General features: G+C 51.4%; 18 protein-coding genes and 1 riboswitch. Of the genes, 15 read left to right on the top strand and 3 right to left on the bottom strand.

The window, feature by feature from the left end:
- Positions 1–33 precede the first annotated feature (33 nt).
- Together NST23_RS27095 and NST23_RS27090 are read left to right on the top strand one after the other, a co-directional pair.
- Entirely contained in the window at positions 34–657 is a 624-nt protein-coding gene (locus tag NST23_RS27095; RefSeq protein ID WP_122962460.1) for a class I SAM-dependent methyltransferase, read from the top strand.
- Positions 658–678: 21 nt separating this feature from the next.
- Complete coding sequence (locus NST23_RS27090; RefSeq protein ID WP_340964988.1) at positions 679–2,553, top strand: DEAD/DEAH box helicase; 1,875 nt, start codon at positions 679–681, stop codon at positions 2,551–2,553.
- Between the two features lie 73 nt (positions 2,554–2,626).
- Here the strand turns inward: NST23_RS27090 and NST23_RS27085 are convergent, their stop codons facing one another.
- Positions 2,627–2,968, bottom strand: coding sequence for a DUF779 domain-containing protein (locus tag NST23_RS27085; protein ID WP_063228830.1), 342 nt, complete (start codon positions 2,966–2,968; stop codon positions 2,627–2,629).
- A 3-nt stretch (positions 2,969–2,971) separates the two neighbouring features.
- The gene (adh, locus tag NST23_RS27080; protein WP_122962462.1) at positions 2,972–4,492 is read right to left on the bottom strand and encodes an aldehyde dehydrogenase; all 1,521 of its coding nucleotides are present in this window, start codon (positions 4,490–4,492) and stop codon (positions 2,972–2,974) included.
- Positions 4,493–4,757: 265 nt separating this feature from the next.
- Here adh and NST23_RS27075 point away from each other — a divergent pair, with 265 nt between their 5' ends.
- Positions 4,758–6,542 (top strand): sigma-54-dependent Fis family transcriptional regulator, encoded by a 1,785-nt coding sequence (locus tag NST23_RS27075; protein WP_173596303.1) that lies wholly within the window; start codon positions 4,758–4,760, stop codon positions 6,540–6,542.
- Between the two features lie 201 nt (positions 6,543–6,743).
- On the opposite strand, the gene NST23_RS27070 is transcribed toward NST23_RS27075, so the two are convergent.
- Positions 6,744–7,076 carry a DUF3139 domain-containing protein gene (locus NST23_RS27070; RefSeq protein WP_173596304.1) on the bottom strand — a complete coding sequence of 111 codons (333 nt, stop codon included), beginning with the start codon at positions 7,074–7,076 and terminating at the stop codon, positions 6,744–6,746.
- 84 nt (positions 7,077–7,160) lie between these two features.
- Between NST23_RS27070 and NST23_RS27065 the strand changes: the two genes are divergently transcribed.
- From NST23_RS27065 to NST23_RS27010, 12 genes are all read left to right on the top strand, one after another.
- The gene (locus NST23_RS27065) at positions 7,161–7,865 is read left to right on the top strand and encodes a M23 family metallopeptidase (protein ID WP_281868933.1); all 705 of its coding nucleotides are present in this window, start codon (positions 7,161–7,163) and stop codon (positions 7,863–7,865) included.
- 69 nt (positions 7,866–7,934) lie between these two features.
- Positions 7,935–8,420 (top strand): hypothetical protein, encoded by a 486-nt coding sequence (locus NST23_RS27060; protein ID WP_122962465.1) that lies wholly within the window; start codon positions 7,935–7,937, stop codon positions 8,418–8,420.
- Positions 8,421–8,927: 507 nt separating this feature from the next.
- Entirely contained in the window at positions 8,928–10,004 is a 1,077-nt protein-coding gene (locus tag NST23_RS27055; protein ID WP_173596307.1) for a tartrate dehydrogenase, read from the top strand.
- A 22-nt stretch (positions 10,005–10,026) separates the two neighbouring features.
- Positions 10,027–11,451: an aldehyde dehydrogenase family protein gene (locus NST23_RS27050; RefSeq protein WP_340964985.1), complete on the top strand. Its 1,425-nt coding sequence runs from the start codon at positions 10,027–10,029 to the stop codon at positions 11,449–11,451.
- Positions 11,448–12,218: an SDR family oxidoreductase gene (locus NST23_RS27045; RefSeq protein ID WP_122962468.1), complete on the top strand. Its 771-nt coding sequence runs from the start codon at positions 11,448–11,450 to the stop codon at positions 12,216–12,218. Before NST23_RS27050 ends, NST23_RS27045 begins: the two co-directional genes overlap by 4 nt.
- A 3-nt stretch (positions 12,219–12,221) precedes the next feature.
- Entirely contained in the window at positions 12,222–13,613 is a 1,392-nt protein-coding gene (locus NST23_RS27040) for an FAD-binding oxidoreductase (RefSeq protein WP_217365008.1), read from the top strand.
- 146 nt (positions 13,614–13,759) lie between these two features.
- Positions 13,760–15,388, top strand: a complete 1,629-nt coding sequence (locus tag NST23_RS27035) for a formate--tetrahydrofolate ligase (RefSeq protein ID WP_122962470.1) — start codon at positions 13,760–13,762, stop codon at positions 15,386–15,388.
- A 319-nt stretch (positions 15,389–15,707) separates the two neighbouring features.
- Positions 15,708–17,165, top strand: coding sequence for a methyl-accepting chemotaxis protein (locus NST23_RS27030; RefSeq protein WP_122962471.1), 1,458 nt, complete (start codon positions 15,708–15,710; stop codon positions 17,163–17,165).
- A 222-nt stretch (positions 17,166–17,387) separates the two neighbouring features.
- A riboswitch (cyclic di-GMP riboswitch) is annotated at positions 17,388–17,488 on the top strand.
- A gap of 72 nt (positions 17,489–17,560) precedes the next feature.
- Entirely contained in the window at positions 17,561–19,534 is a 1,974-nt protein-coding gene (locus NST23_RS27025; RefSeq protein WP_122962472.1) for a methyl-accepting chemotaxis protein, read from the top strand.
- A 100-nt stretch (positions 19,535–19,634) separates the two neighbouring features.
- Positions 19,635–20,492 (top strand): transporter substrate-binding domain-containing protein, encoded by an 858-nt coding sequence (locus tag NST23_RS27020; RefSeq protein ID WP_173596448.1) that lies wholly within the window; start codon positions 19,635–19,637, stop codon positions 20,490–20,492.
- A gap of 309 nt (positions 20,493–20,801) precedes the next feature.
- Positions 20,802–22,316 (top strand): DEAD/DEAH box helicase, encoded by a 1,515-nt coding sequence (locus tag NST23_RS27015; RefSeq protein WP_122962473.1) that lies wholly within the window; start codon positions 20,802–20,804, stop codon positions 22,314–22,316.
- Positions 22,317–22,421: 105 nt separating this feature from the next.
- Complete coding sequence (locus tag NST23_RS27010; protein WP_229049766.1) at positions 22,422–22,730, top strand: PepSY domain-containing protein; 309 nt, start codon at positions 22,422–22,424, stop codon at positions 22,728–22,730.
- Positions 22,731–22,810: the final 80 nt, after the last annotated feature.

Raw genomic sequence — 22,810 nt, 5'->3', positions numbered from 1 at the left:
TAGGGTAAGATGTGAGGAAGTAAAAACGAGGAAATGGTGATGACCTTGCTGGAATGGACCGGGGAGAGAATCATCCCCAAGCTGCTGAAGCCGACGAATGGCATGCTTCTGGAGCACATCGCCCGCTATTACTTTGCTACTCCTTATATTAAAGGAAGAGTGCTTGATATTGCATGCGGGACAGGATACGGCTGTCATATGGTTGCCAAGGATCGGAAGCGGGAATTGACCGAGTTGATCGCTGTCGATATTGATGACGACACGATTTTTTACGCGAATCGGGAATATCACCATCAAAAAATTACGTACCAGAAAGCCGACGCTCTCGATCCCGCCCTTCCCGAGAAGCTGGGCTTGTTTGATACGATTTTAAGCTTTGAAACGATTGAGCATGTAGCGGACGATCTGTTGTTCATGGACAACCTGTATCGCATGCTGAAACCGGGCGGAACACTGGTTTTGTCCAGTCCGTTTGGCCGAGGGAGAGGCAAGGAGACGAGCGAGCCGTTTCATGTGCATCAATTGACTCCCCAAGAGTTTGAGGAGCTGTTTGTCCGGTTTTCGCAGGTGGAGATTTACTATCAGCGAGGGCCGACGTTTGAAAAGCCGCGAGATGGCGTGCGCTACTTTATCGGTGTGGCTGTTTGTACGAAATGATCCTGCTCGGATACATGATGATTGGAGATGGCGAAACTGACGGATTTTTTTAGATTGGGCATACGAAAAGAATGGATAGATGCGCTGCAAGCAAATGGAATTACAGAGCCGACCCCGATCCAGGAAAAAGCGATTCCTGCGCTGTTGGCAGGCAAGGATGTGATTTCCCAGGCGCAGACAGGAACGGGGAAGACGCTTGCTTTTGTCCTGCCGATTTTGGAGAAAGCGGACCCGGACTCAAACGATGTGCAGGCGCTGGTGCTCACACCTACCCGCGAGCTGGCTCTGCAAATTACGGCAGAGGTGAAAAAGCTGACGGCTGCCACAGATGATCTGCACGTGCTGGCCGTATATGGCGGACAAGACGTCGACCGGCAACTGCGCAAGCTGGCGGGCAAAAAGCAGGTGGTGATCGCTACTCCCGGCAGATTGCTGGATCACATGAGACGAGGAACGATCGATTTGTCGACCGTCTCCATGTTTGTTCTCGATGAGGCAGACCAGATGCTGCATATGGGCTTTTTGCCAGAGGTGGAAGACATCGCGGCGAGCCTGCCTGACAAGCGGCAGACGATGCTGTTTTCCGCGACGATGACGCCGCAGGTGCGCGCACTGGCGCAGCGCTTCATGCAAAATCCGGAAGATATCCGGGTGCAAGGCAAACGGATTACACTGGCGAATATCCGGCAAATCGCCGTGGAAACGACGGATCGTGCGAAACAGTCTGCCTTGCGTACCTTGATTGATGAAGAACGCCCGTTTTTGGCAGTCATCTTTTGTCGCACGAAACGCCGGGCGAGCACGTTGAATGCCGCCCTGCAAGGCTTTGGCTATTTGTCGGACGAGCTGCACGGCGATTTGTCGCAGGCAAAACGCGAGGATGTAATGAAGCGTTTTCGGGAGGCGAGAATCCAGCTACTGGTGGCAACGGATGTAGCAGCGCGCGGGCTTGACGTCGAGGGAGTCACTCACGTGTTCAATTACGACATCCCGGAAGATGTCGACAGCTACATTCACCGGATCGGCAGAACGGGCCGGGCCAAGGAAAAGGGCATCGCTTATACGATGGTGGCGGCCAAGGATCGGGCACAGCTCGCAGAGATTGAAAAAGGAATCGCCATGACTTTGGAGCGGCGTGCGAGCGAGCGGGCGGCGGATTACGGGGAGAACGAGGAGCATAAGCAGCACAAGACAAAGCATAAGGGGCAGGAGCGCGCAGGCAGAGGCGGTCAGCGTGGAGGCAAACCAGCCAGAACAGAAGGCGAGCACCGTGGGAGCAAGCCAGCCAGAGCAGAAGGTGAGCACCGTGGAAGCAGGCCAGCCAGAGCAGAAGGCGAGCACCGTGGGAGCAAGCCAGCCAGAGCAGAAGGCGAGCACCGTGGGAGCAGGCCAGCCAGAGCAGAAGGCGAGCACCGTGGAAGCAGGCCAGCCAGAGCAGAAGGTGAGCGCCGTGGAAGCAGGCCAACCAGAGCAGAAGGCGAGCACCGTGGAAACAGGCCAGCCAGAGCTGAGGGCGGTCAACGTGGGGGCAAACCACCTAAAGCCGAGGGTAAGCAACAGGCTGGAAAAGGGAAGCGCGAGACGGGAAAACGCGGGCAGCACGGAGCCGATCGCCAGCAGCAAACCGCTCGCTTGGCCCCAAAAAATGGGGATGACCAGCGAACCCAGGAACGGATGACGAAAACAGGGCAGAGCAGCGAGCGAGCGGCAGGCAGAAGCGATTTTGCGGGCAAATCCGCAAATGCTTCGCGCAAGCCGGGGGCTTTTTCCCATAAGCGAGCAGAGAAGCAGCATGGTGGCAGCGCTCGTTTTGATGGCCAAAAACAGACAGGCAAACGGCCAAGTCCGGCGCCAGCAAAACGCGGCAGCACCGCTCGAAGCACCAAGAAGCGCTGAATGAAATAAAGCGAGGAAAAAGAAAGACCGTTCCGCCGGGAAAAAGGCAGGAACGGTCTTTTGTGTATTCCGATCAGCTGTCTGGAAAGACGCGCGAACGTGTAAGGAAACGCACTCCTTCGGGCCCTTCGAGCGAGAACATTCCGCCACGACCCGTGACAACATCGATGATCAGCTGAGTATGCTTCCAATACTCGTACTGCGCTTTTCCCATGTAAAACGGGCAGCCGCCAATTTCGCCCAGCAGCACATCCTGTTCCCCGACGAGAAATTCACCTAGCGGGTAGCACATCGGCGAGCTTCCATCGCAGCAGCCCCCTGATTGATGAAACATCAAGTCGCCATGCTTGGCGCGCAGCCGTTCGATCAGCTCCAGGGCAGCGTCTGTAGCGAGCACTTTCTCAGGCTGGCTCATCGATCAAAAGAAGCCCAATGCCTGCTCACTGTAGCTAACCAGCAGGTTTTTGGTTTGCTGGTAGTGGGCGAGCATCATTTTGTGATTTTCGCGGCCAATACCGGACATTTTGTATCCGCCGAATGCGGCATGCGCCGGGTAAGCGTGGTAGCAGTTGGTCCATACGCGGCCAGCCTGGATTTCACGTCCTACGCGGTACGCGGTGTTCACATCGCGCGTCCATAAGCCGGAGCCGAGGCCGTACAGCGTGTCGTTTGCGATAGCCAGCGCTTCGTCCGTGTCTTTGAAGGTCGTCACGGAGACTACCGGGCCGAAGATTTCTTCCTGGAAGATGCGCATTTTGTTGTGTCCTTTGAAGACGGTAGGCTGGATGTAGTAGCCGCCTTCGAGGTCTCCTTCCAACTGCGCGCGGGAACCGCCGATCAGGCAATCTGCCCCTTCCTGTTTTCCGATATCGAGGTAGGAGAGAATTTTTTCAACTTGCTCCAGGGAAGCCTGGGCGCCGATCATGGTGTCGGTATCCAGCGGATTGCCTTGCTTGATGCTGGCTACGCGTTTCAGAGCGCGCTCCATGAACTGGTCGTAAATGCTTTCGTGAATGAGGGCGCGGGACGGGCATGTGCAAACTTCGCCCTGGTTGAGTGCAAACAGCACGAAGCCTTCAATTGCTTTGTTCAAGAAAGCGTCGTCTTTGGCACACACGTCCGGGAAGAAGATGTTCGGAGATTTTCCGCCCAGCTCCAATGTGACCGGAATAATATTTTGGGAGGCGTACTGCATGATCAGTCGACCTGTAGTCGTCTCTCCGGTAAATGCGATTTTGGCGATGCGGTTGCTGGATGCGAGCGGTTTGCCAGCTTCCAGACCGAAACCGTTTACGACGTTCACGACGCCCGGAGGCAGCAAGTCGCCGATCAGCTCCATCAGCACCATGATCGAAGCAGGAGTCTGCTCTGCGGGCTTGAGGACAACGCAGTTTCCTGCTGCCAGAGCGGGAGCGAGCTTCCATGTAGCCATCAGCAGCGGGAAGTTCCAAGGAATGATTTGTCCGACGACACCGAGCGGCTCGTGGAAATGGTAAGCGACTGTGTCGTTGTCGATTTCAGCCAGCGAGCTTTCTTGGGCGCGAATCGCTCCGGCAAAGTAACGGAAGTGATCGATCGCCAGCGGGATATCGGCAGCCAGCGTCTCGCGGACGGGCTTTCCGTTTTCCCACGTCTCAGCCGTTGCCAAAAGCTCCAGATTGGCTTCCATGCGGTCTGCGATCTTCAAGAGGATGTTGGATCGCTGTGTAACAGAGGTGCGTCCCCAAGCGTCTTTGGCTTCGTGGGCGGCATCCAGTGCAAGCTCGATATCTTCTGCAGTGGAGCGAGCTACTTCGCAAAATGCTTTGCCGTTTACAGGAGATAAGTTTTCAAAATATTCACCCTTCACCGGCGGTACCCAATTGCCCCCGATATAGTTTTCATAGCGATTTTTGAAAGTCACCTTGGAACCGGCTTGACCGGGTTGAGCGTAGATCATGCGAACGCCTCCTCTAATATCACCTTTTTCTTTACGGCTTTTTCTAAAAGCAAATCCTGTACCAACTGCCGGGAAGCTGGAAATGACAGTGTTTTCGCAAAAGTAAGACAGCAAAAATGCTCCATAATGGAGCAAAAGTTGTTCCGTTTTGGGACACCTCGTAAATATTTGGGAGCGTTAGACAAGGAACTGCTTTTTCCGCCAAGATTCGCATACTTACTCGTGCTATACTGGTAGTGAATGATTTTTGGGGGAGGGAAGAGTGTTGTCAACGATTGTCAAGCAATCTTGGAAGCGCTGCCAGGAATCGAACCTCAATGCTTGGGAGAAAGCCAATGACCAAATCATTTCCAGCAAAAGAATCAAAGAAATCATTCAGGAAAATCACCCTCTGATTCAGGAAAGCCTCCCGCTGTTCAACAAGCTCGCTCCCTTTTTGTTGTCGACAGAGCACATCGCTTTGTTGTCGGATCGGGATGGCAATATCATTCACACTGTCGGCGACCCCGTGTTTGCCAATCAGGCGCAAAAAGTGCAACTGCAAATCGGGGCGAATTGGACAGAAAATTCAAAAGGAACGAACGCGATCGGGACGGCGCTAATCGCGCAGCAGCCTGTTCAAATACAAGGAGAGCAGCACTACTTTTTGGAGAACCGCTTTCTCACGTGCTCGGCGGCGCCGATTTTTTCACCGACTGGCGAGTTGCTCGGCGTCATCGACATCAGTACGCGCAAGGAATACTCCCATCCGTTTGCTTTGACCATCGCTTGCATGATTGCGGAAACGCTGCAAAACCGCTTTTTGTACGCCGATGCACAGCGGGTCATCGCGCTTGGCGAGAGTCCGGTTGTGAAAGGCGAGCCGGGAAAAGTGCCACTGGTCGGTCTGGATCGGGACGGACGACTGATCGGCTTCAATGAGCCTGCCAAGCAGCAGCTGGGAACGGAAGCACTTGGGAAAAGGCTTCCGCAAGAGTACGAGCGCGCAGGACGAGAGGTGCAGGACAAACGCCCGCGCCTGTTCACGTCAGGCTCATGGACAGATGCTTCATCCAAGACGTCGGATGCGGATGCTTTGAAAAGTTTGAAAAAGCCAAAGACGCAGCTCAAGCCGTTTCCTCGTCTCGCAGGTTCTTGCCCGCTGTTTTTGCAGGCGAAAATGCTGGGACAAAAGGCGGCGCAGGTCGACTTTCCCGTGCTGATCCTGGGGGAGAGCGGCACGGGCAAAGAGCTGTTCGCGCAGATGGTTCACGAGACGGGACCACGGGCGCAGGAGCCTTTTATCGCCGTGAACTGCAGTGCGATATCAGAAAATTTGATCGAAAGCGAATTGTTCGGCTACGAAAGCGGGGCATTTACCGGGGCGAATCGCGAAGGAAGGATCGGCAAGTTTGAGGCGGCGAAAAAAGGCACGATCTTTTTGGATGAGATCGGCGATATGTCTTTGCGCGGACAAGCCGCTCTTCTGCGGGTGTTGCAGGAGAAGGTCGTCACGCCAGTAGGCAGCAACCAGTCTCGGCCGATTCAGGCGAGAATCATTGCGGCAACGCATCGCAATTTGCCGGAAGAAATCAAGGCGGGACGTTTCCGGGCTGACTTGTACTATCGGCTCAAAGGAGTCTCGATTCACTTGCCGCCGTTGCGAAAACGAAGCGATATCATCCAGGTGGCGGAGCATCTGATGCAGCAAATTGCCCCTGAGCAGCCAAGCGAATTGCTCTCGAGTGCGAAAGCGAAGCTCGTTGCCTATTCCTGGCCGGGAAATGTGCGCGAACTGCAAGGAGTGCTGGTGCAGGCCGCTTTTTTGTCCGATGGCGATGATATTGGCGAGGAGCACATCCAACTGGAGGGCTTGACGGAAGAAGCGGAGCATGAGCAAGGGATTCCGTCTTTGCGGGAGACCGAGCTTGTGGCGATCAGACGCGCGCTCCATTCGAGCGGCGGCAACGTCAGCAAAGCGGCAAAGCTGCTTCAGATCGGGCGGAATACGCTGTACCGCAAGATGGCGGAGTATCAGCTTGGGGCGCCTTTTTATATGGGGGAGCCATGACGAAGTGGTACAAGTTTGATAAAAACTCGATCAGATAGCATTTAGCAAATAACGTGAACTCTTCTGCATTAACTTGAAGCTGTAAAATCACAACTCATTGGAGTAGGGAAATGATAACTAAACAATACGATTTGCATTACAAAAAACGGCACCCGGTATTATCGGGTGCCGTTTTAGTATTGTATGGCGTCTTAACCAAGACTAATATTTTTTCTCCTGGTGCTTGAACACACTATTCGTTTTATCGGAGCCTAAATTAGCAGGTGTAGCATACTGTCTTACACCATCAGTGTCTTCTAAATAGAAGTACATAACTTCGGGTTCATCGGCAAAAATCACCTTTGCTCCAAAGGCTGGGAGCTTGCCATAGTGAGTGGCAATAGATATGAGGTCGCTGCTTTTATATCCTTTCATTGGTAAAAGATATTCTTCAACATCTCTTTTTAACTTATATTTTTCGAAGTTAATGAAACCTACAAATAAAAGAACTGCACAAATCACAACTGATGCAGAAATGATTAACCATTTTTTCATAAATATCTCTCCTTTTTCTATCAATGCATGAATAGGTAGTATCGGCAATGGAAATGGCTCAAAATTAAGAAGTAGGAAGAAGATATGCGATGGGCATGGCCAACAACGAGTACAAGGATCACCGATGATTATGGTGATGTTGGTGACCGTTGGCATAAGGGAATTGACATTGGAGTTAAAAAGAAAGATGTATATTCAGTGGCCGAAGGTAAAGTCATTCAAAGCGGGCATTTTAAAGATGGGGTTACCTATGCTATTACCATTGAACATAACGATAGAGACCCAGATACCAATAAGAAGCTAATTACGAGATACCTTCACTTAGAACCTAAAGAGCTTTACTATACAACGAATGAAAAAGTAAAAAAAGGCACAACGATTGCTATGTCTGGAACCAGTGGAGCGACTGGATATCATTTGCACTTTGACGTAAATGCAAAAGGTTTGGAAAAACCGGGAGATCGGGATACTTTTTCTCCTTGGGTATTCTGGCCAGAAAATAGGCCAGACTCGTTAAGTCCTTTGGATGTACAAGGACATGGAGAACATGAACAGGAAAATGGGCATACTCATCCTGAAGATGAAGATTTCTTTGACTTCCTGGTTATTTCTTATGTCGGATCGGATGCGTTTTATAGTTGGTTCTATTCAGTCGAAGAGTCTGAAAGAACGACGGAAAATTTCAAAAAGCAATTTAATTTAAGCGATAATGACATTGAAGAAATTATGAACACGAAGTTGACACAAGAGGAAAAAGCAGAGGTTATTAACGCATCTGCAAATCAGTAAAAAATCTACACTCCCGTGATTTGAACATGGGAGTGTAGATTTTTCCAATATCAAGTAAGGAGGAATAACATGAAGAACAAAAAAGGGTACCTACTCATTTTCGGATTGCTGGTAGTTGTATTCGTTATTTTATATTCAACGGGCATTATTGGACGCTCCGTTAGCATACAAGAAACTCAGTCGATCAGTGCTAATGATGTGATTAATGAAGTTGAAAAAATAAAGAATGAAGTCAAGATCGGTCTAACGATGAATGAAATAAAACAGCTTTATGGTAGTAACTATACGTTAGTTAACGACAACGGCGATCTTGAGAATGGGAATGACGAACATTGGACGTATCGATTCCTTGGAGATGTCAATTACAAGCCTGCGGGCCCGGATCATATGATAGACGAAGAAGGTATGTTAAGTGGAAAAGCAGGAGTGGAGCTATTCATCGGTTGGAAAAATGAAAAGATAACGTTGTTTACGATCACTTATCTAGGTACCGACAAGCATATTCATTTTTACAGTAACGTAAATGGAAAAATTGAAGAGAGTGTTATCAAATAAGCTGAAAGTGGAATGTAGCTTAATTTATAGCCTACGTTTGAAGCGCAACGTTTTGAATGAGGGAACCCCTTGCAGGCTAAGTCGGCATTGTACGACGAATAGAGTGGGGTTTCATCGAAGTAAATCAACTCGGCGGAAATACTGACGAATTGCTTTTCTCTGCATGGGAGAAAAAGAGTTCGTCTTTTTTAGAATGAAAATCCAATGAAGGAGTGCTTCGCTTGAAAAACGACCTGCAAGTAAAATGTCAAATTATGGAATTTAGGAAAGGGCATGAACGGAGCTGCTTGACCAAATAAAAACTGCCGACAGTCTGAGTGTTGCAACATTTTGTTGCAACACTTTTTTAAAAAAGATAAGCATGACTTCCAAATTATGATATAAAAAATAAAAAGACTGAATGTTTCGGGTATTTCTGTGCAAAGATGAACGATTGGCATTAAAGGTGCATTAGATCAGTGCATCCGATTATTCTTTAAAATTGAATTAATTCAAGGAGGGAGACGATTGCTGCAATATTCGATCGCAGTCATACCAGGAGACGGCATTGGTCCAGAGGTGATGGACGAGGGATTGAAGGTGTTGACGGCCGTAGAGGAAGCGCATGGAGGGATTCGTTTTACCCGCGAGATCATGGACTGGAACTGCCAGTATTACCTCACGAACGGCAGGATGATGCCGGAAAATGGACTGGACATATTGAAAGACCACGATCTGATTTTGCTGGGAGCGATTGGAGCGCCAGAGGTGCCCGATCACGTATCGGTGTGGGAGTTGATTTTGCCGATTCGCCGCAGCTTTTCGCAATATGTGAACCTGCGGCCTGTAAAGCTGCTCAAAGGTCTGGAAAGCCCTCTGCGCTACAAAAGCCATGCCGATCTCGATTTTGTCGTCGTGCGGGAAAACACCGAGGGCGAGTATTCCAACATGGGAGGGCGGATGCACCAGGGGACGCCTTACGAGATGGCGGTGCAAAACAACGTCTTCACCCGGTATGGCACGGAGCGCATTCTTCGCTACGCGTACGCGCTGGCAGAGAAACGTCCGACAAAAAGCGTGACGGCAGCTACCAAATCGAACGGAATCAACCATTCCATGCCGTTCTGGGATGAGATCGTCAAGGAGATCAGCCTGGAGCACCCGGACGTTCGCACCAACTTATATCATATCGACGCATTGGCCGCCTATTTTATCACCAGACCGGAGACGTTTGAGGTGGTGGTTGCGAGCAACTTGTTTGGAGACATTTTGACAGACCTGGGGGCAGCCATAGTCGGCGGGCTTGGGCTGGCTCCGTCGGCCAACATCAATCCGGAGCGCCAATACCCGTCGATGTTCGAGCCGATCCACGGATCAGCCCCTGATATTGCCGGAAAAGGGATCGCCAATCCGATCGCGCAAGTATGGAGCCTGAGCATGATGATGGATCATCTCGATTTGCCGGAAATCAGTGCTGTCATCATGAACGCAATCGAGCAAGTTGTCCAGGAGGGCAAGGTGCTGACGCCTGACCTGGGGGGCAAGGCGTCCACGAGAGAGTTGGGGGACGAGATTGTCCGGCACATTTATTTGGGGACGAGATAAAGAGACAAGGGAGGAAGAGAGTATGGAAGCGAAAGCGTATGATTTGTACATCGGCGGAAAATGGATCAAAACGGGCAGCTATATCCCTGTTTTGCACAAATACACCGGCGAGTGCATCTCGCAGATTGCCCGCGCCGAACGGCACCATGTCCAGACAGCGGTAGAGGCAGCGTGGGAGACGTTTCGGAACGATCGGCTGACGCCGTTTCAGCGCTATAAAATTTTGCTGAAGGCGTCTGAGCTGATAGAAGCGCGCCGGGACGAGATGGAGCTTTCCCTCATCCGCGAAGTCGGGAAAACGCGCAAAGATGCGATGAACGAACTGGATCGTACGATTAATACGCTTCGCTTGTCTGCGGAAGAAGCCAAAAAAATTCATGGCGAGATGATCCCGCTGCAATCGACGGAAGGCTCGGAAAATCGCCTCGGGTTCACAATCCGCGTACCGAAAGGCGTCATTGGCGCGATTACGCCTTTCAACTATCCGCTGCTGCTCAGCACGCACAAGATCGCTCCGGCTCTGGCGGCAGGCAATACGCTGGTGGTCAAGCCGGCGACTGTCACGCCGCTCGCGACCTTTTTGCTGGTGGAAGTATTGGAGGAGGCAGGGCTGCCAAAAGGCTATGTGAACATCGTGACGGGGGCTGGCAGCGAAGTGGGCGAGTGGCTTTTGGATGAAGAACGCATCGCCATGTACACCTTTACCGGGTCGGGCGAGGTTGGCCGCCATATCAAAGCGCGCAGCGGCATGCGGCCTGTCGCTCTGGAGCTTGGCAACAACTCGCCCAATATCGTTCACTACGATGCGGATGTGGAGCTGGCGGCTCGGCAGACGGCTGCGCGCAGCTTTCATAATGCAGGTCAGGCGTGCATTGCCGTCCAGCGCATTTACGTGCACGAAGATGTGTTTCCGTCATTCAGCGAGCAGTATATCGCGCACGTCAAGCAGTTGAAGGTAGGCGACCCGGAGGACCCGGCCACAGATGTCGGCCCGATGATCAGCGAAAAAGAGGCAAAGCGGACAGAAGAGTGGGTACGGGAAGCGATCAGCGAAGGAGCGACAGCGCTTTTGCCCATCAGGCGGGAGGGCGCTCTGTTTTATCCGGCGGTGCTTGTGAATACGAAACCGGATATGAAGGTAGTGTGCCGGGAAGTGTTCGCCCCGGTAGTGACGATTATTCCGTACAGCGATCTGGAGGATGCTTTTGCCCAGGCGAATGATTCGGAATACGGCTTGCAAGCGGGGATTTTTACCTGTGATCTGAATGTCGCGATGAAAGCAGCACGCACGCTGGAGTACGGCGGGGTAGTCATCAATGACGTCTCTACGTACCGCAATGACGTGATGCCGTACGGAGGCGTGAAAAACAGCGGACTCGGCAAGGAAGGACCGCGCTATGCCGTGGAAGAAATGACCGACGAGCGAATGGTGGTGATCAATCTATGAGCGGTCAACTGCTGCAAGGAAAGACGGCGATCGTCACAGGCGCTGCTTCCGGAATGGGAAAAGCGACTGCCAAGCTGTTCGCGGCGGAGGGAGCGAATGTCGTCCTGGCTGATTTGAACAAAGAGGCGGCTGTGCAGGTCGCTCTGGAATTGCCGGACGGGAGGGGCCATGCCGTGCAAGTCGACGTGGCCGATGACGAAAGTGTAGCCGCGCTGATTCAAGAGACAGTTGCCGTCTTCGGTGCGCCTGACGTGTTGGTCAATTGCGCCGGAGTTCCCCAAGCCTTTACGCCGATTGAGGAGCTGACATTGGAGCAGTGGGATCGGATCATGTCCGTCAACGCGAAGTCGCTCTACTTGACGGCCAGACATGCGGTTCCGCACATGAAGGCGAAAGCGAGGGGCAGCATCATCAACATCGCCTCCATCGCGGGCATCCGCGCGCGTCCCGGCCTGAATGCCTACTGCGCTTCCAAAGGCGCGGCGATCATGTTGAGCAAGGCTCTGGCAATCGAACTGGCTCCTTATCAAATCAGAGTCAATGTCATCAATCCTGGCCCGGCGGAGACTCCCATGCTGGGCAAGTTCATCAACGGAGACGAGCAAGAGGTAGAAGCCGGGAAAAAGGATATTTTCATCAGCAGCGTTCCATTGGGCATGCTGATTCAGCCGGAGGATATCGCGCAGGCCGCTCTGTACCTGGCTTCCGATCTGTCCAAGATCGTGACTGGGGAAGTCATGAACGTTGATGGCGGGAGGGGAATCTAGTCTATGGAGAAGCAGCAAAGGAGAGAGTGTGTGGATTATCGGCAGCAACTAGCAAGTTTGTTGGGAGAGGACAGAGTGACGACCAATCCGACTGTCCTCATGAATCATAGCCATGATGAATCGTACCATCCCCCTCATCTGCCGGATGTTGTCGTGTTTCCGCAGTCTGCGGATGAGGTCAGCGCCATTTTGCAGTTGGCTAATGAACAGCGTATTGCCGTGACACCGTTTGGCTTGGGTACCAGCTTGGAAGGCCATGCGATTCCGTACGCAGGGGGAATCAGTATGGACTTTTCGCTGATGAACCAAGTGCTGGAGGTGCGTCCGCAAGACTTTTTGGTCAGAGTACAGCCGGGGGTGACGCGCACTCAGCTCAATCGCGAGTTGAAAAAGCACGGTTTGTTCTTTTCCGTTGATCCGGGTGCTGACGCGACATTAGGCGGGATGGCGGCCACCAATGCGAGTGGCACCACTTCCGTCCGCTACGGTGTCATGCGCGACCAGGTCCGCGATTTGCAGGTCGTTCTCGCAGACGGGCGGATCATTCATACGGGCAGCATGACGGCCAAATCATCGTCCGGGTATCACCTGACAGGGCTGTTCGTCGGATCAGAAGGGACATTGGGCGTGTTTACAGAACTGACGCTGCGTGTGTACGGGATTCCCGAGGCGACGATGGCAGCGCGGGCCAGCTTCCCAACCGTTCAAGACGCGGTAGATACGGTCGTGGATATTATGGGGGCGGGGATTCCCGTTGCCCGCATCGAGCTGGTTGACGAGCGTTCCATTCAGCAGGTGAATTTGTACAAGGAAACGAGCTATCCGGAAAACCCGACGCTTTTTATTGAGTTTCACGGCAGCGAGCAAAGCCTTGCGCATGACATTGAGTTCGCCCAAAACATCAGTGCCGAGCACGGTTGCACGCAGTTTCTGTTCGAGACTGATTCCAAAGCCCGTGCCGCGCTTTGGGATGCGCGCCACAATCTGGCTTACACTTTTCTGCACAAATCGCCCGGCAAAAAAATGATGGTGACCGATGTATGCGTGCCTTTTTCCGAACTGGCGAAGGCAGTCGTGGACGCCCGGCAGGCCATTGACCGCTCAGGTTTGGACGGAGCCGTGCTGGGACATGTCGGCGACGGAAACTACCACGCGATTTTGATGATCGACATACATGATGCACAAGAAATGGCCCGAGCCGAGGAACTGAACGCCCATCTGGTAGAGTACGCGCTGAGCCGCGGCGGGACGTGCACCGGAGAGCATGGCGTAGGAGTGGGCAAAGTCAAATATCAGCGCAAGGAGCACGGAGCGGCGCTGGACGTGATGCGGTCGATGAAGCAAGTTCTCGATCCGAACGCCATCCTGAACCCGGGGAAAATATTCGCAAACTAGCAATGGCCTGCATTCTGATCTGGCATGATCGAATGCAGGTTTTTCTTTTTGGCGAAATATGGCGAAAGGTAGAGGAGAAAGGGCGAGGATGTGGAATGTAGGAGATTGGTAAATAAACATTTCGCAAGGCAGGGAGGCAGGCATGCATGAAGTCGATTGTTGAGATTGCCCAGGCAGCAGGGATCGATGAGCAGGATCTGGAGCTTTACGGAAAGTTTAAGGCAAAAATATCTGATGAACTATGGAATAAGATAAAAGATCGACCTGATGGCAAGCTGATTCTCGTCACTGCGATGAATCCGAATCCAGCCGGAGCGGGTAAAACGCTGACGACGATCGGTCTGTCGCAGTCGCTTAATTTGCTTGGAAAGAAAACGATTGCCGCTCTCAGGGAGCCATCTCTGGGGCCGTGCATGGGCATCAAGGGAGGCGCTACCGGAAGCGGCAAGGCGCAAATTCTCCCCGCAGATGAAATCAACCTGCACTTTACCGGAGACATTCATGCGATTACAGCTGCGCACAATTTGCTCGCAGCGATGATTGACAATCATATTTTCCACGGCAATCCGCGCGGCATCAATCCGAAGAAGATTGTCTGGAAACGGGCGATGGACATGAATGACCGAGCGCTCAGAAATATTGTGGTCGGACTCGGCGAAGGCAACGGCATGACACGCGAGGACGGCTTCATGATTACGACTGCTTCGGAGATCATGGCTATTTTGTGCTTGAGCGAAAACCTCGCCGATTTGCGCGACCGACTGAATCACATCATCATCGGCTACGATTATCAGGATCAGCCGGTTCGTGCGGAGGAAATCAACGCGGTAGAAGCAATGTGCGTCCTGCTCAAGGAAGCGATCAAGCCGAACCTGGTGCAAACGATTGAAGGCACGCCTGTCATCGTCCACGGCGGTCCTTTTGCCAACATCGCCCATGGGTGCAGCAGCGTGATCGGAACCAAAACCGCTCTCAAGCTCGCAGATTACGTCGTAACCGAAGCGGGCTTCGGCGCTGATCTGGGCGCAGAAAAGTTTTTTGATATCAAGTGCCGAAAAGCGGGACTGACTCCAGCGGCGGCCGTAGTGGTGATTACCGTTCGTTCGCTGAAATACAACGGCGGGGTGAAAGTGCCTGATCTGGCGGAAGAAAACCTCGCTGCATTGGAGGCAGGCTTTGCCAACGTCCGTCGCCATCTGGAGAACCTCCAAAAGTTCGGCGTACCAGCGATTGTAGCCATCAACCATTTTGCCACAGATACGCCAAGAGAGATCGACGCAGTCGTGAAGCTGTGCCAGGAGGCCGGAGCAGAAGCCGCGCTATCCAAGGCTTGGGCAGAAGGCGGCGAAGGTGCGGTCGAACTGGCTGAAAAAGTAACGCGGGCGGCAGAGCGTCCTTCGCAGTTCCGCTTTTTGTACGAAGAAGACCGCAGCGTGAAAGAAAAAATCGAGACGGTCGTGAAGGAGATTTACCGCGGTTCTGGCGTAGTCTTTTCGCCATTGGCATTGAAGACGATCCAAAAGATCGAAGACATGGGGCTGGCCCATCTGCCTGTCTGCATGGCGAAGACACCATACTCGTTTACAGATCGGGCTGACCAGCTGGGAGCACCTGTAGACTTCACCATTCAGGTGAGCGAGGTGCGGATTTCGGCGGGGGCAGGCTTTATCGTGGCGCTCACCGGAAGCCTGGTGACGATGCCTGGACTTCCGAAAAAGCCGGCAGCCGAGTCGCTGTACGTGGATGAGCACGGCCATGTAGAGGGACTGAGCTAAGCAACACAAAGGCAAAAAGCTGACACGGGCAACAAAGTGTCAGCTTTTTTTCGCGCTTAGGCAGAGCTAAACAAGCCTGCAAACCCGGTTGTAGTTGATCATGGGAGCTTTCTTTCGTTATCATAGAAGAGAACACCTATCTGTTTTGGAGGTTTTGCTGGAAACCAAAATTCTACCAAAAACAGACGGTGTTTTTCTATTTTTTTCTCGAAAGTTGGGAAAATTGCCTCAGATTATCGGTTGCATAGCGGAAAGGAGGCTCACAGCTACTCATTCATCCATCTTTTCCATACTTCTAAGATGAAGAGGAAGGTGCCATGTGGATCAAAAAACATTGATTACCAAGCAGCGCAATAAAATTGTCATTTGCATTGGATGGCTTATGGTAGTACTGCAAGTAGCGATCGATATAACACGAGGTTTAAGCCTTGCTTTTGTCATTCAGTGGTTCGTGTTTGCCGGGATTTGTTTGCTGCTGATGTGGATGAACCGCGCAGCGAAAACCATTTTGCTCATTCCGTATGTCTTGGTTGGCGTCCTTTCTCTTATTTGTGTTATGCATTTGCTTACTTTTCCCCGGACAGCCGAGAGGAGTATGCTAAATTTGTTCGAGTACCTCGCTCTTGTATCTCTTTATCCCAACTATCGCCCTGTTATTGCGATGTCAGTTGTAGCCATCATTACTGCGAATCTAGGTCAATATCTGAATGTTTATGCAGATGCAAATAATGTTCCGCTCGTCGTGGTTGCCATCATCACGATCTATGTCGCAAAGCTTAACGAGAACGTGTATTTGCAAGCGGAAAGCCGGCATAAGGAAACGCTGTTTGCTAAACAGCAAATCGAGCAAATTTTTGGTAAGGTGTTACATTCGGTGGAGACGCTTAAACAATTCAGCTTGTCGCTAAAAGATAATGTCCTTTTTACGGAACGCGTCTCTCGGGAAGTATTGACGTCTTTTTCCGAGGTGGCTAAAGGCGTGCAACTGCAGGCAGCAAGTGTCGGCGATATCTCCAACTCCGTACAAGATTCAAATCATGGAGTTCAGCGAGTAGCCGCCAGTTCGCAGCGCATGAAAGATTTAACATTAGCGACTGTGAAGGTAACGGAAGAAGGAAATGAACAGGTGTCGACGCTAACGAAACAAATGGCTCATATCAGTACGATCATCGATAAAACCGTGACGTTGATGAACGAGCTTCATGAACGAAATCAGCAAATCGGTTCTGTTCTTTCCAAGATTAGCGAGATCTCCAACCAAACCAACCTGCTGGCCTTGAATGCTGCCATCGAAGCAGCGCGTGCGGGAGAGCACGGGCGGGGTTTTGCCGTGGTTTCTGATGAAGTGAGGAAGCTGGCTGTCCATTCACAGCAATCGACGGAAGAAATAGCAGGCATATTGGTGGATATCCAAAATAAGACAAGCGACCTTGCCAAGCAAATCATTACCGGACAAGCCGCTGTTGTAGACAGTCAAAACGCTGCGCAGCACACAGAATCCATACTAAAACAAATTACAAATAACGCGAATAGCGTTGTGATTCAAGCGGGCGAGGTTGAGACGCTCATTCATGCGTTGGAGAATGGCTCGCTGCGGATTGTGGATGAAATCACCCAGATTTATAGCGTAACGGAACAATCGAGTGCGTCTGTAGAGCAAGTATTGGCGAGTGTAGACGAACAAACAGAACGGATTGAACAAATTGTGGCAAGCTTTAGAGAGTTGGAGCTGCTTACCGATACGTTAAGCAGCTTGGCTGTGGAGTCTGGGAAGTAGCTATGATCTGATAGCATCCCCTTTAAGTAGACATGGCGTGAAAAGCGCACAATGGTTTACTTGGAGGGGCTTTTTTGTAATTTTATGCAAGAAAAGTAGTTTAGCTATCAAACAAATCGGGTAAAGATTTCGTGTGGAAAAAAATCCAAGGCATTATTTGAAAGTTAACCCACATTTTTACTTTCGTGTGCTATAGTAAATTTATAAACAAAATACGACAAAAAATGACAAAGGCAAACCTGTTGAAAGGCAGGGACGCAAAGCCACGGGTCTAAGGCAAGCAGATTGCATTTCTCTGCTGCTACGATAGCCGGGTTGCCATGCCGAACGCAAAAAGGCTGTCCGGGTGGCAGTCTTTTTTGTTGTGAAAAAAAGGATAGGAGGTACACCGTGTGATGGAATCAAGTCTAAAGAAAAAGTTAATTGTCGTTATGTGCCTGCTTTTGATCATCAGCTTGGGCACGGTATGCGGGGCCAGCTACTACAGCTCTTCGCAATTGCTATCATCGAGCCTGGACAAAGAAGCGGAACTGACAGCCAGCAATCTATCCATCCGTATCGACAGCTTCTTCCAGGAAAAAATCGGAATCGTGGAAACAGTCGGGGAGATGATGTCCTCAGACAACAATTTCGAGCATGACTTGAGGCTGATTCAGGAAGCGCAAAAGAAAAACCCTGAGTTTGAAACGTTTTTCTTTTCCTATGACTTGAGCGGCAAAAAGGTCATCAACTTCAAAGGAGAGGAAACCAATCCTTCCGACCGTCCGCATTTTCAGGAAGCAGGAAAAGGCGAAGGGAAAATCATCGTATCCGAGCCGGTTGTTTCCCAACGGACAGGCAATAACATTGTGACGGTCATCTTGCCATTGATGAAAGACAACCGCCAATACGGCTATGTCGGCTCTACTATCCCAATCAATGAGATTCAAAAAACGGTTTCTGAAGAGAAATTCGGGCACAGCGGCTATGCTTTTCTCGTCAGCAAAAAAGGAACGTATATCTGGCATCCGAATAGCGAGTTTATTTTGAAGCAATCCGTGCTGGAAAGCGACATTCCCGAGCTGAAAACGGCATTTGAAGCGACGCAGCAAGGCGGGCATGGAATTATTCAATACCAGCAGGAGCAAACAGCGCAGTTCTCCTCATACGCATCGACGAAACTGAACTGGGGCGTATTCATCACGGCTCCGGTCAAAGATTTGCACGCTCCGGTAAATGAGCTGTCGATCAAGCTGCTTGCGATTTCACTGGTTGTGTTGGCGCTCGGGATCATTTTCGTATACTGGCTGTCTGTTCGCCTGGTGAAACCGATTCAGCGTCTGAACCAAGTGGTCAATGTGGTGGCGCAAGGGAATCTCACGCAGACCGTTACGGTAGACGGCAAGGATGAGCTTGCGGTGCTTTCCCGTGACTTCAACCAGACTGTTGCCCACTTGAAAGGTCTGATTGAGGGCGTGTCGCAATCTTCCGAGCAGGTGCTGCGCTTTACTCAGGAAGTATCGGCAGGCATTGAGCACGCGACGGAAAACGTCAATCGCATCGGGCAATCGATCAATCAAATTGCAGGCGGAGCGGAAGCGCAGGCGACCAGCTCCAAAGATGTCGCGCTGTCCATGAATGATATGGCAGCAGGGATCGTGAAAATCGCCGAGACATCTGCGCATGTTTCCGAGGCGGCGCGCGAGGCTTCGGAACAGGCTGAGCAAGGAACGACTGTCGTGGAGCAGGCGGTGCGGCAAATGGGCAGCATCGGCGAAGGAACGACCAAAGCAACTGAGGCCATCGAACGTTTGAACAGCCGCTCCAAGGAAATCGAAGGGATTCTCGATACGATCAGCCAGTTGACGTCGCAAATCAACCTGCTCGCTCTCAATGCGTCGATTGAGGCTGCGCGGGCTGGCGAGCATGGACGAGGCTTTGCCGTCGTGGCCGGAGAAGTGAAAAATCTCGCTCACCAATCCGAGGAATCGGCTGCGAAAATAGCGACATTGATTCACGAAATCCAACAGGATACCCGCCATGCCGTCGAAGTGATGAACACAGGCAACCGCGAAGCGCACGAAGGAATCACGATGATTGAAGAAGTCCGGGAAATTTTTGCGCATATTTTGGAGTCTTCCCGCAATGTTGCTGCCCATATTTTGGAGGTGTCAGCAGCATCGGAAGAAATGTCCGCAGGCTCCGAGCAGGTGAGCGCCTCGGTGGATGAAATGCATCACATCGCGAAGCTCGCTACTTCTGATGCCCAAAAGGTTGTGGAGGCAACAGCCGAGCAGCTTCAGGCCATTCAAGATATCGCCCGTTCCGTCGAGCATTTGAACGCCGTGACGGAAGAACTGCAACAAGGGGTTGGCAAGTTTAGCCTGTAGGTCCCATCCCTGTTAAAGGGGGGATGCGATATAAGGGATGAGACAGTTTGAACAAAGCAAGACAAACAAAGAGAGCAACAACCAGGAGGAGAAGAAACCGATGAACAAGTGGACCAAAAGAATGGTGGCGAGCACACTCGCTGCAACATTGCTGATGACTGGAACCGGAGCGTTTGCCGCAACTGCGGGAACACCGAATGGACAAGCCGTGGCGGTAGAAGCGGCCAAAAAACAGGACAATAAAAAGTTTGAGTCCCGCCTCGACGAGATCATCGCACGAGGATATATTGTAGTGGGAACGCCTGGGGACTACAAGCCGTTCACATATTTGAATCCGAAGACGAACGAGTTTGAAGGCTACGACATTGACGCCATGAAAGAGTTCGCCAAAAGCCTGGGCGTAGAGGCGCGCTTTGTGCAGACTTCATGGCCGACGATGATGGACGATCTGCTGGCAAACAAATTCGACATCGCGGTAGGCGGCGTGACACGCAACACGGATCGGCAGAAAAAAGCGCACATGGGCGATCCGTACATCGAATTTGGCAAAGCGCCGTTGATTCGCGCGCAAGACAAGGACAAGTACAAGAGCCTGGCCGACATTAACAAGAAAGAAGTGCGAATCGGGGTAAATCCGGGCGGCACCAATGAAAAGTTCGTGCGTGACTATTTGAAAAACGCGACCGTGACTGTCGTGCAAAACAATCTGGACATCCCGGGCCTTGTCGCAAACGGCACGTACGATGTCATGATCACCGATACGATTGAAGCGATGGTTTACTCCAAAGCAGACTCCCGCCTGTACGCTGCTTTGACCGACAAGCCGTTTACCCGCAGCGAAAAGGCGTACATGATTCCGCGTGGCGACTTTATTTTTGCCAGCTATCTCGATGTGTGGATGGACGAAATGAAGCTGCAAGGAAAATTCGATGAGCTGTTCCACAAATGGGTAAAATAAGCGTCGAGTCGAATAATCGATCGCAATGATGCAAAGCAGCAGCCCTGTCTGGAGTGTCCCGGCAGGGCTGTTTTGTTTTTTATGTGTTTCGCCGTATATTCTGACAAAAATCGGTTGATACTAAAAGGGAAATGGGCATAAATCCCGTTTGCAATTTTGCCAGATGCATGATACGATTACAGCTATGTTCTTTGTAGGGTGCTTATGTACAATCGGAGATAAAAGGGCATGTTCCGGCTGTAAGGAATAGTGCCCTTTTTTAGTGAGAATTTTATAGAAGAAGGTAAAGTAAAAGGAGACTGACGTTCATTGACTACTTTTTTTGATTTTGGATTGCATCATTCTATTGTGAGAGCTCTTGGCAACATGGGGTTTGAAGAGGCGACAGCCATTCAGGAGCAAACTGTTCCTGTAGCCTTGCAAGGCCGCGATTTGATTGGACAGGCGCAAACAGGTACAGGAAAAACCGCTGCTTTCGGTATTCCGCTGGTTGAGCGCCTGGATGAAAACAACGGCAATATTCAAGGGGTTGTACTGACGCCGACCCGTGAGCTGGCTGTGCAGGTAGCAGAGGAAATCAACAAAATTGCCCAGTTCAAAAACATTTCCGCTCTGCCAATTTACGGCGGTCAAGACATTACCCGCCAAATCAAGGCGCTGAAAAAGCGCCCGCAAATCATCGTAGCGACGCCTGGCCGTTTCATGGACCACATGAGAAGAAGAACGATCCGCCTCGATGCGATCGAGATCGTTGTTCTGGACGAAGCAGATGAAATGCTGAACATGGGCTTCATCGACGATATCAAGGAAATTTTGCAAGAAGTTCCTGACAATCGTCAAACCTTGCTGTTCTCTGCAACTATGCCGAGAGCGATTCAGGAAATTGCCCAGCAGTTCATGAGCGAGCCGACGCTGATTTCCGTCAAACCGAAAGAAGTAACGGTGCCAAACATTGAGCAGCAATACATGGAAGTTGCCGAGAAGCAAAAATTCGACGTTCTGTGTCGTCTACTTGACATTCATTCCCCTGAATTGGCGATCATTTTCGGTCGTACCAAGCGCAGAGTGGATGAACTGTCCGAGGCTCTGACCAAGCGCGGTTACGGCGCTGAAGGAATCCATGGCGATTTGAACCAGGCAAAACGCGACAGCGTGCTGCGCAAGTTCAAGGAAGGTACGATCGAAGTGCTGGTTGCGACAGACGTAGCTGCCCGCGGTCTGGATATCAGCGGCGTTACGCACGTATTCAACTTCGACATTCCGCAAGACTCGGAAAGCTACGTTCACCGTATCGGCCGTACTGGTCGTGCCGGGAAGACTGGTCTTGCCATCACGTTTGTCACTTCCCGCGAGATCGACCACCTGCGTCTGATCGAGCGCGCGACAAACCGCCGTATGGAGCGTCGTTCTGTGCCTAGCATGAGCGAAGCGCTGGAAGGTCAACAACGTTTGACCGTGGAGAAAATTTTGGAGGCGTCAGGCCGCGATGACTTGAGCGCCTACAAAACATTGGCCGAGCAATTGCTGGAAGATATCGATTCCGTGACGCTCGTATCTGCTGCACTCAAGCTGCTGACCAAAGAGCCGGATCAAACTCCGGTTCGCCTGACAGAAGAAGCGCCTCTGCGTGTCGGCAAGAAAAAAGCGTTCCCGAAAGGCAAAGGCGGATACGGTTCTGGCTCCGGCTTTGGAAGCAAACGCCCACCTCGTCCACGCGGTGGAGAGTTCCGTCCTCGCAGCGGCGATTCCCGTCCGCGCAGTGGAGAATCTCGCCCACGCAGCACAGAGTCCAGCGGAAGACCATACAGCAACAAACAACGATAAGAATGCAAGAGCCGATGCGACGAAAAGCGCATCGGCTTTTTTTGCATACAAGCGGGGCGGCAGGGCAAACTACTGATTGATTTGGAGGAAGGAGTGAGTGCAATCATGAAAAAGTCGATTGGCTGGACCACAGCCGTTGCGCTGGCAAGTGTACTTGGAACAGCCATGCCAGCCCCGCTGCACGCTGAGAAAGCACAGGCAACAGACGTAAAGCCGATGCGAATTACAGAGGAGCAAGCGAAGCAAATCGCTTTGCAGCAAATAAAAGGACGCGTGCTGCACTCGGAGCTGGATACGGAAAATGGCGTGCTGGTCTATGAGTTTATTATTCTTACCGACCAGAACCAGGTGTACGAGGTAGAGGTCAATGCAGAAACGGGAAAGGTCATGAAGGTGGAGAGAGAAGATTTTTGAGGAAAAAGAGACTTCTGCTCGTCGGAGCGGGAGTCTCTTTTTTTGCTGCTATTAAGTTTTGGCAACAACGAGAACGACAA

Source organism: Brevibacillus sp. FSL K6-0770, from assembly GCF_038000275.1.
Taxonomy (GTDB): domain Bacteria; phylum Bacillota; class Bacilli; order Brevibacillales; family Brevibacillaceae; genus Brevibacillus; species Brevibacillus parabrevis.
Note: the sequence above shows the minus strand (reverse complement) of the source record. Positions and strands in the feature narration are given on the sequence as shown.

Bases quoted from the DNA above. Each gene is read 5' to 3' on its own strand.
- NST23_RS27095 (WP_122962460.1), top strand. From the start codon at position 34: ATGGTGATGACCTTGCTGGAATGGACCGGGGAGAGAATCATCCCCAAG.
- NST23_RS27085 (WP_063228830.1), bottom strand. From the start codon at position 2,968: ATGAGCCAGCCTGAGAAAGTGCTCGCTACAGACGCTGCCCTGGAGCTG.
- adh (WP_122962462.1), bottom strand. From the start codon at position 4,492: ATGATCTACGCTCAACCCGGTCAAGCCGGTTCCAAGGTGACTTTCAAA.
- NST23_RS27070 (WP_173596304.1), bottom strand. From the start codon at position 7,076: ATGAAAAAATGGTTAATCATTTCTGCATCAGTTGTGATTTGTGCAGTT.
- NST23_RS27065 (WP_281868933.1), top strand. From the start codon at position 7,161: ATGCGATGGGCATGGCCAACAACGAGTACAAGGATCACCGATGATTAT.
- NST23_RS27060 (WP_122962465.1), top strand. From the start codon at position 7,935: ATGAAGAACAAAAAAGGGTACCTACTCATTTTCGGATTGCTGGTAGTT.
- NST23_RS27050 (WP_340964985.1), top strand. From the start codon at position 10,027: ATGGAAGCGAAAGCGTATGATTTGTACATCGGCGGAAAATGGATCAAA.
- NST23_RS27045 (WP_122962468.1), top strand. From the start codon at position 11,448: ATGAGCGGTCAACTGCTGCAAGGAAAGACGGCGATCGTCACAGGCGCT.
- NST23_RS27040 (WP_217365008.1), top strand. From the start codon at position 12,222: ATGGAGAAGCAGCAAAGGAGAGAGTGTGTGGATTATCGGCAGCAACTA.
- NST23_RS27035 (WP_122962470.1), top strand. From the start codon at position 13,760: ATGAAGTCGATTGTTGAGATTGCCCAGGCAGCAGGGATCGATGAGCAG.
- NST23_RS27025 (WP_122962472.1), top strand. From the start codon at position 17,561: ATGGAATCAAGTCTAAAGAAAAAGTTAATTGTCGTTATGTGCCTGCTT.
- NST23_RS27020 (WP_173596448.1), top strand. From the start codon at position 19,635: ATGAACAAGTGGACCAAAAGAATGGTGGCGAGCACACTCGCTGCAACA.
- NST23_RS27010 (WP_229049766.1), top strand. From the start codon at position 22,422: ATGAAAAAGTCGATTGGCTGGACCACAGCCGTTGCGCTGGCAAGTGTA.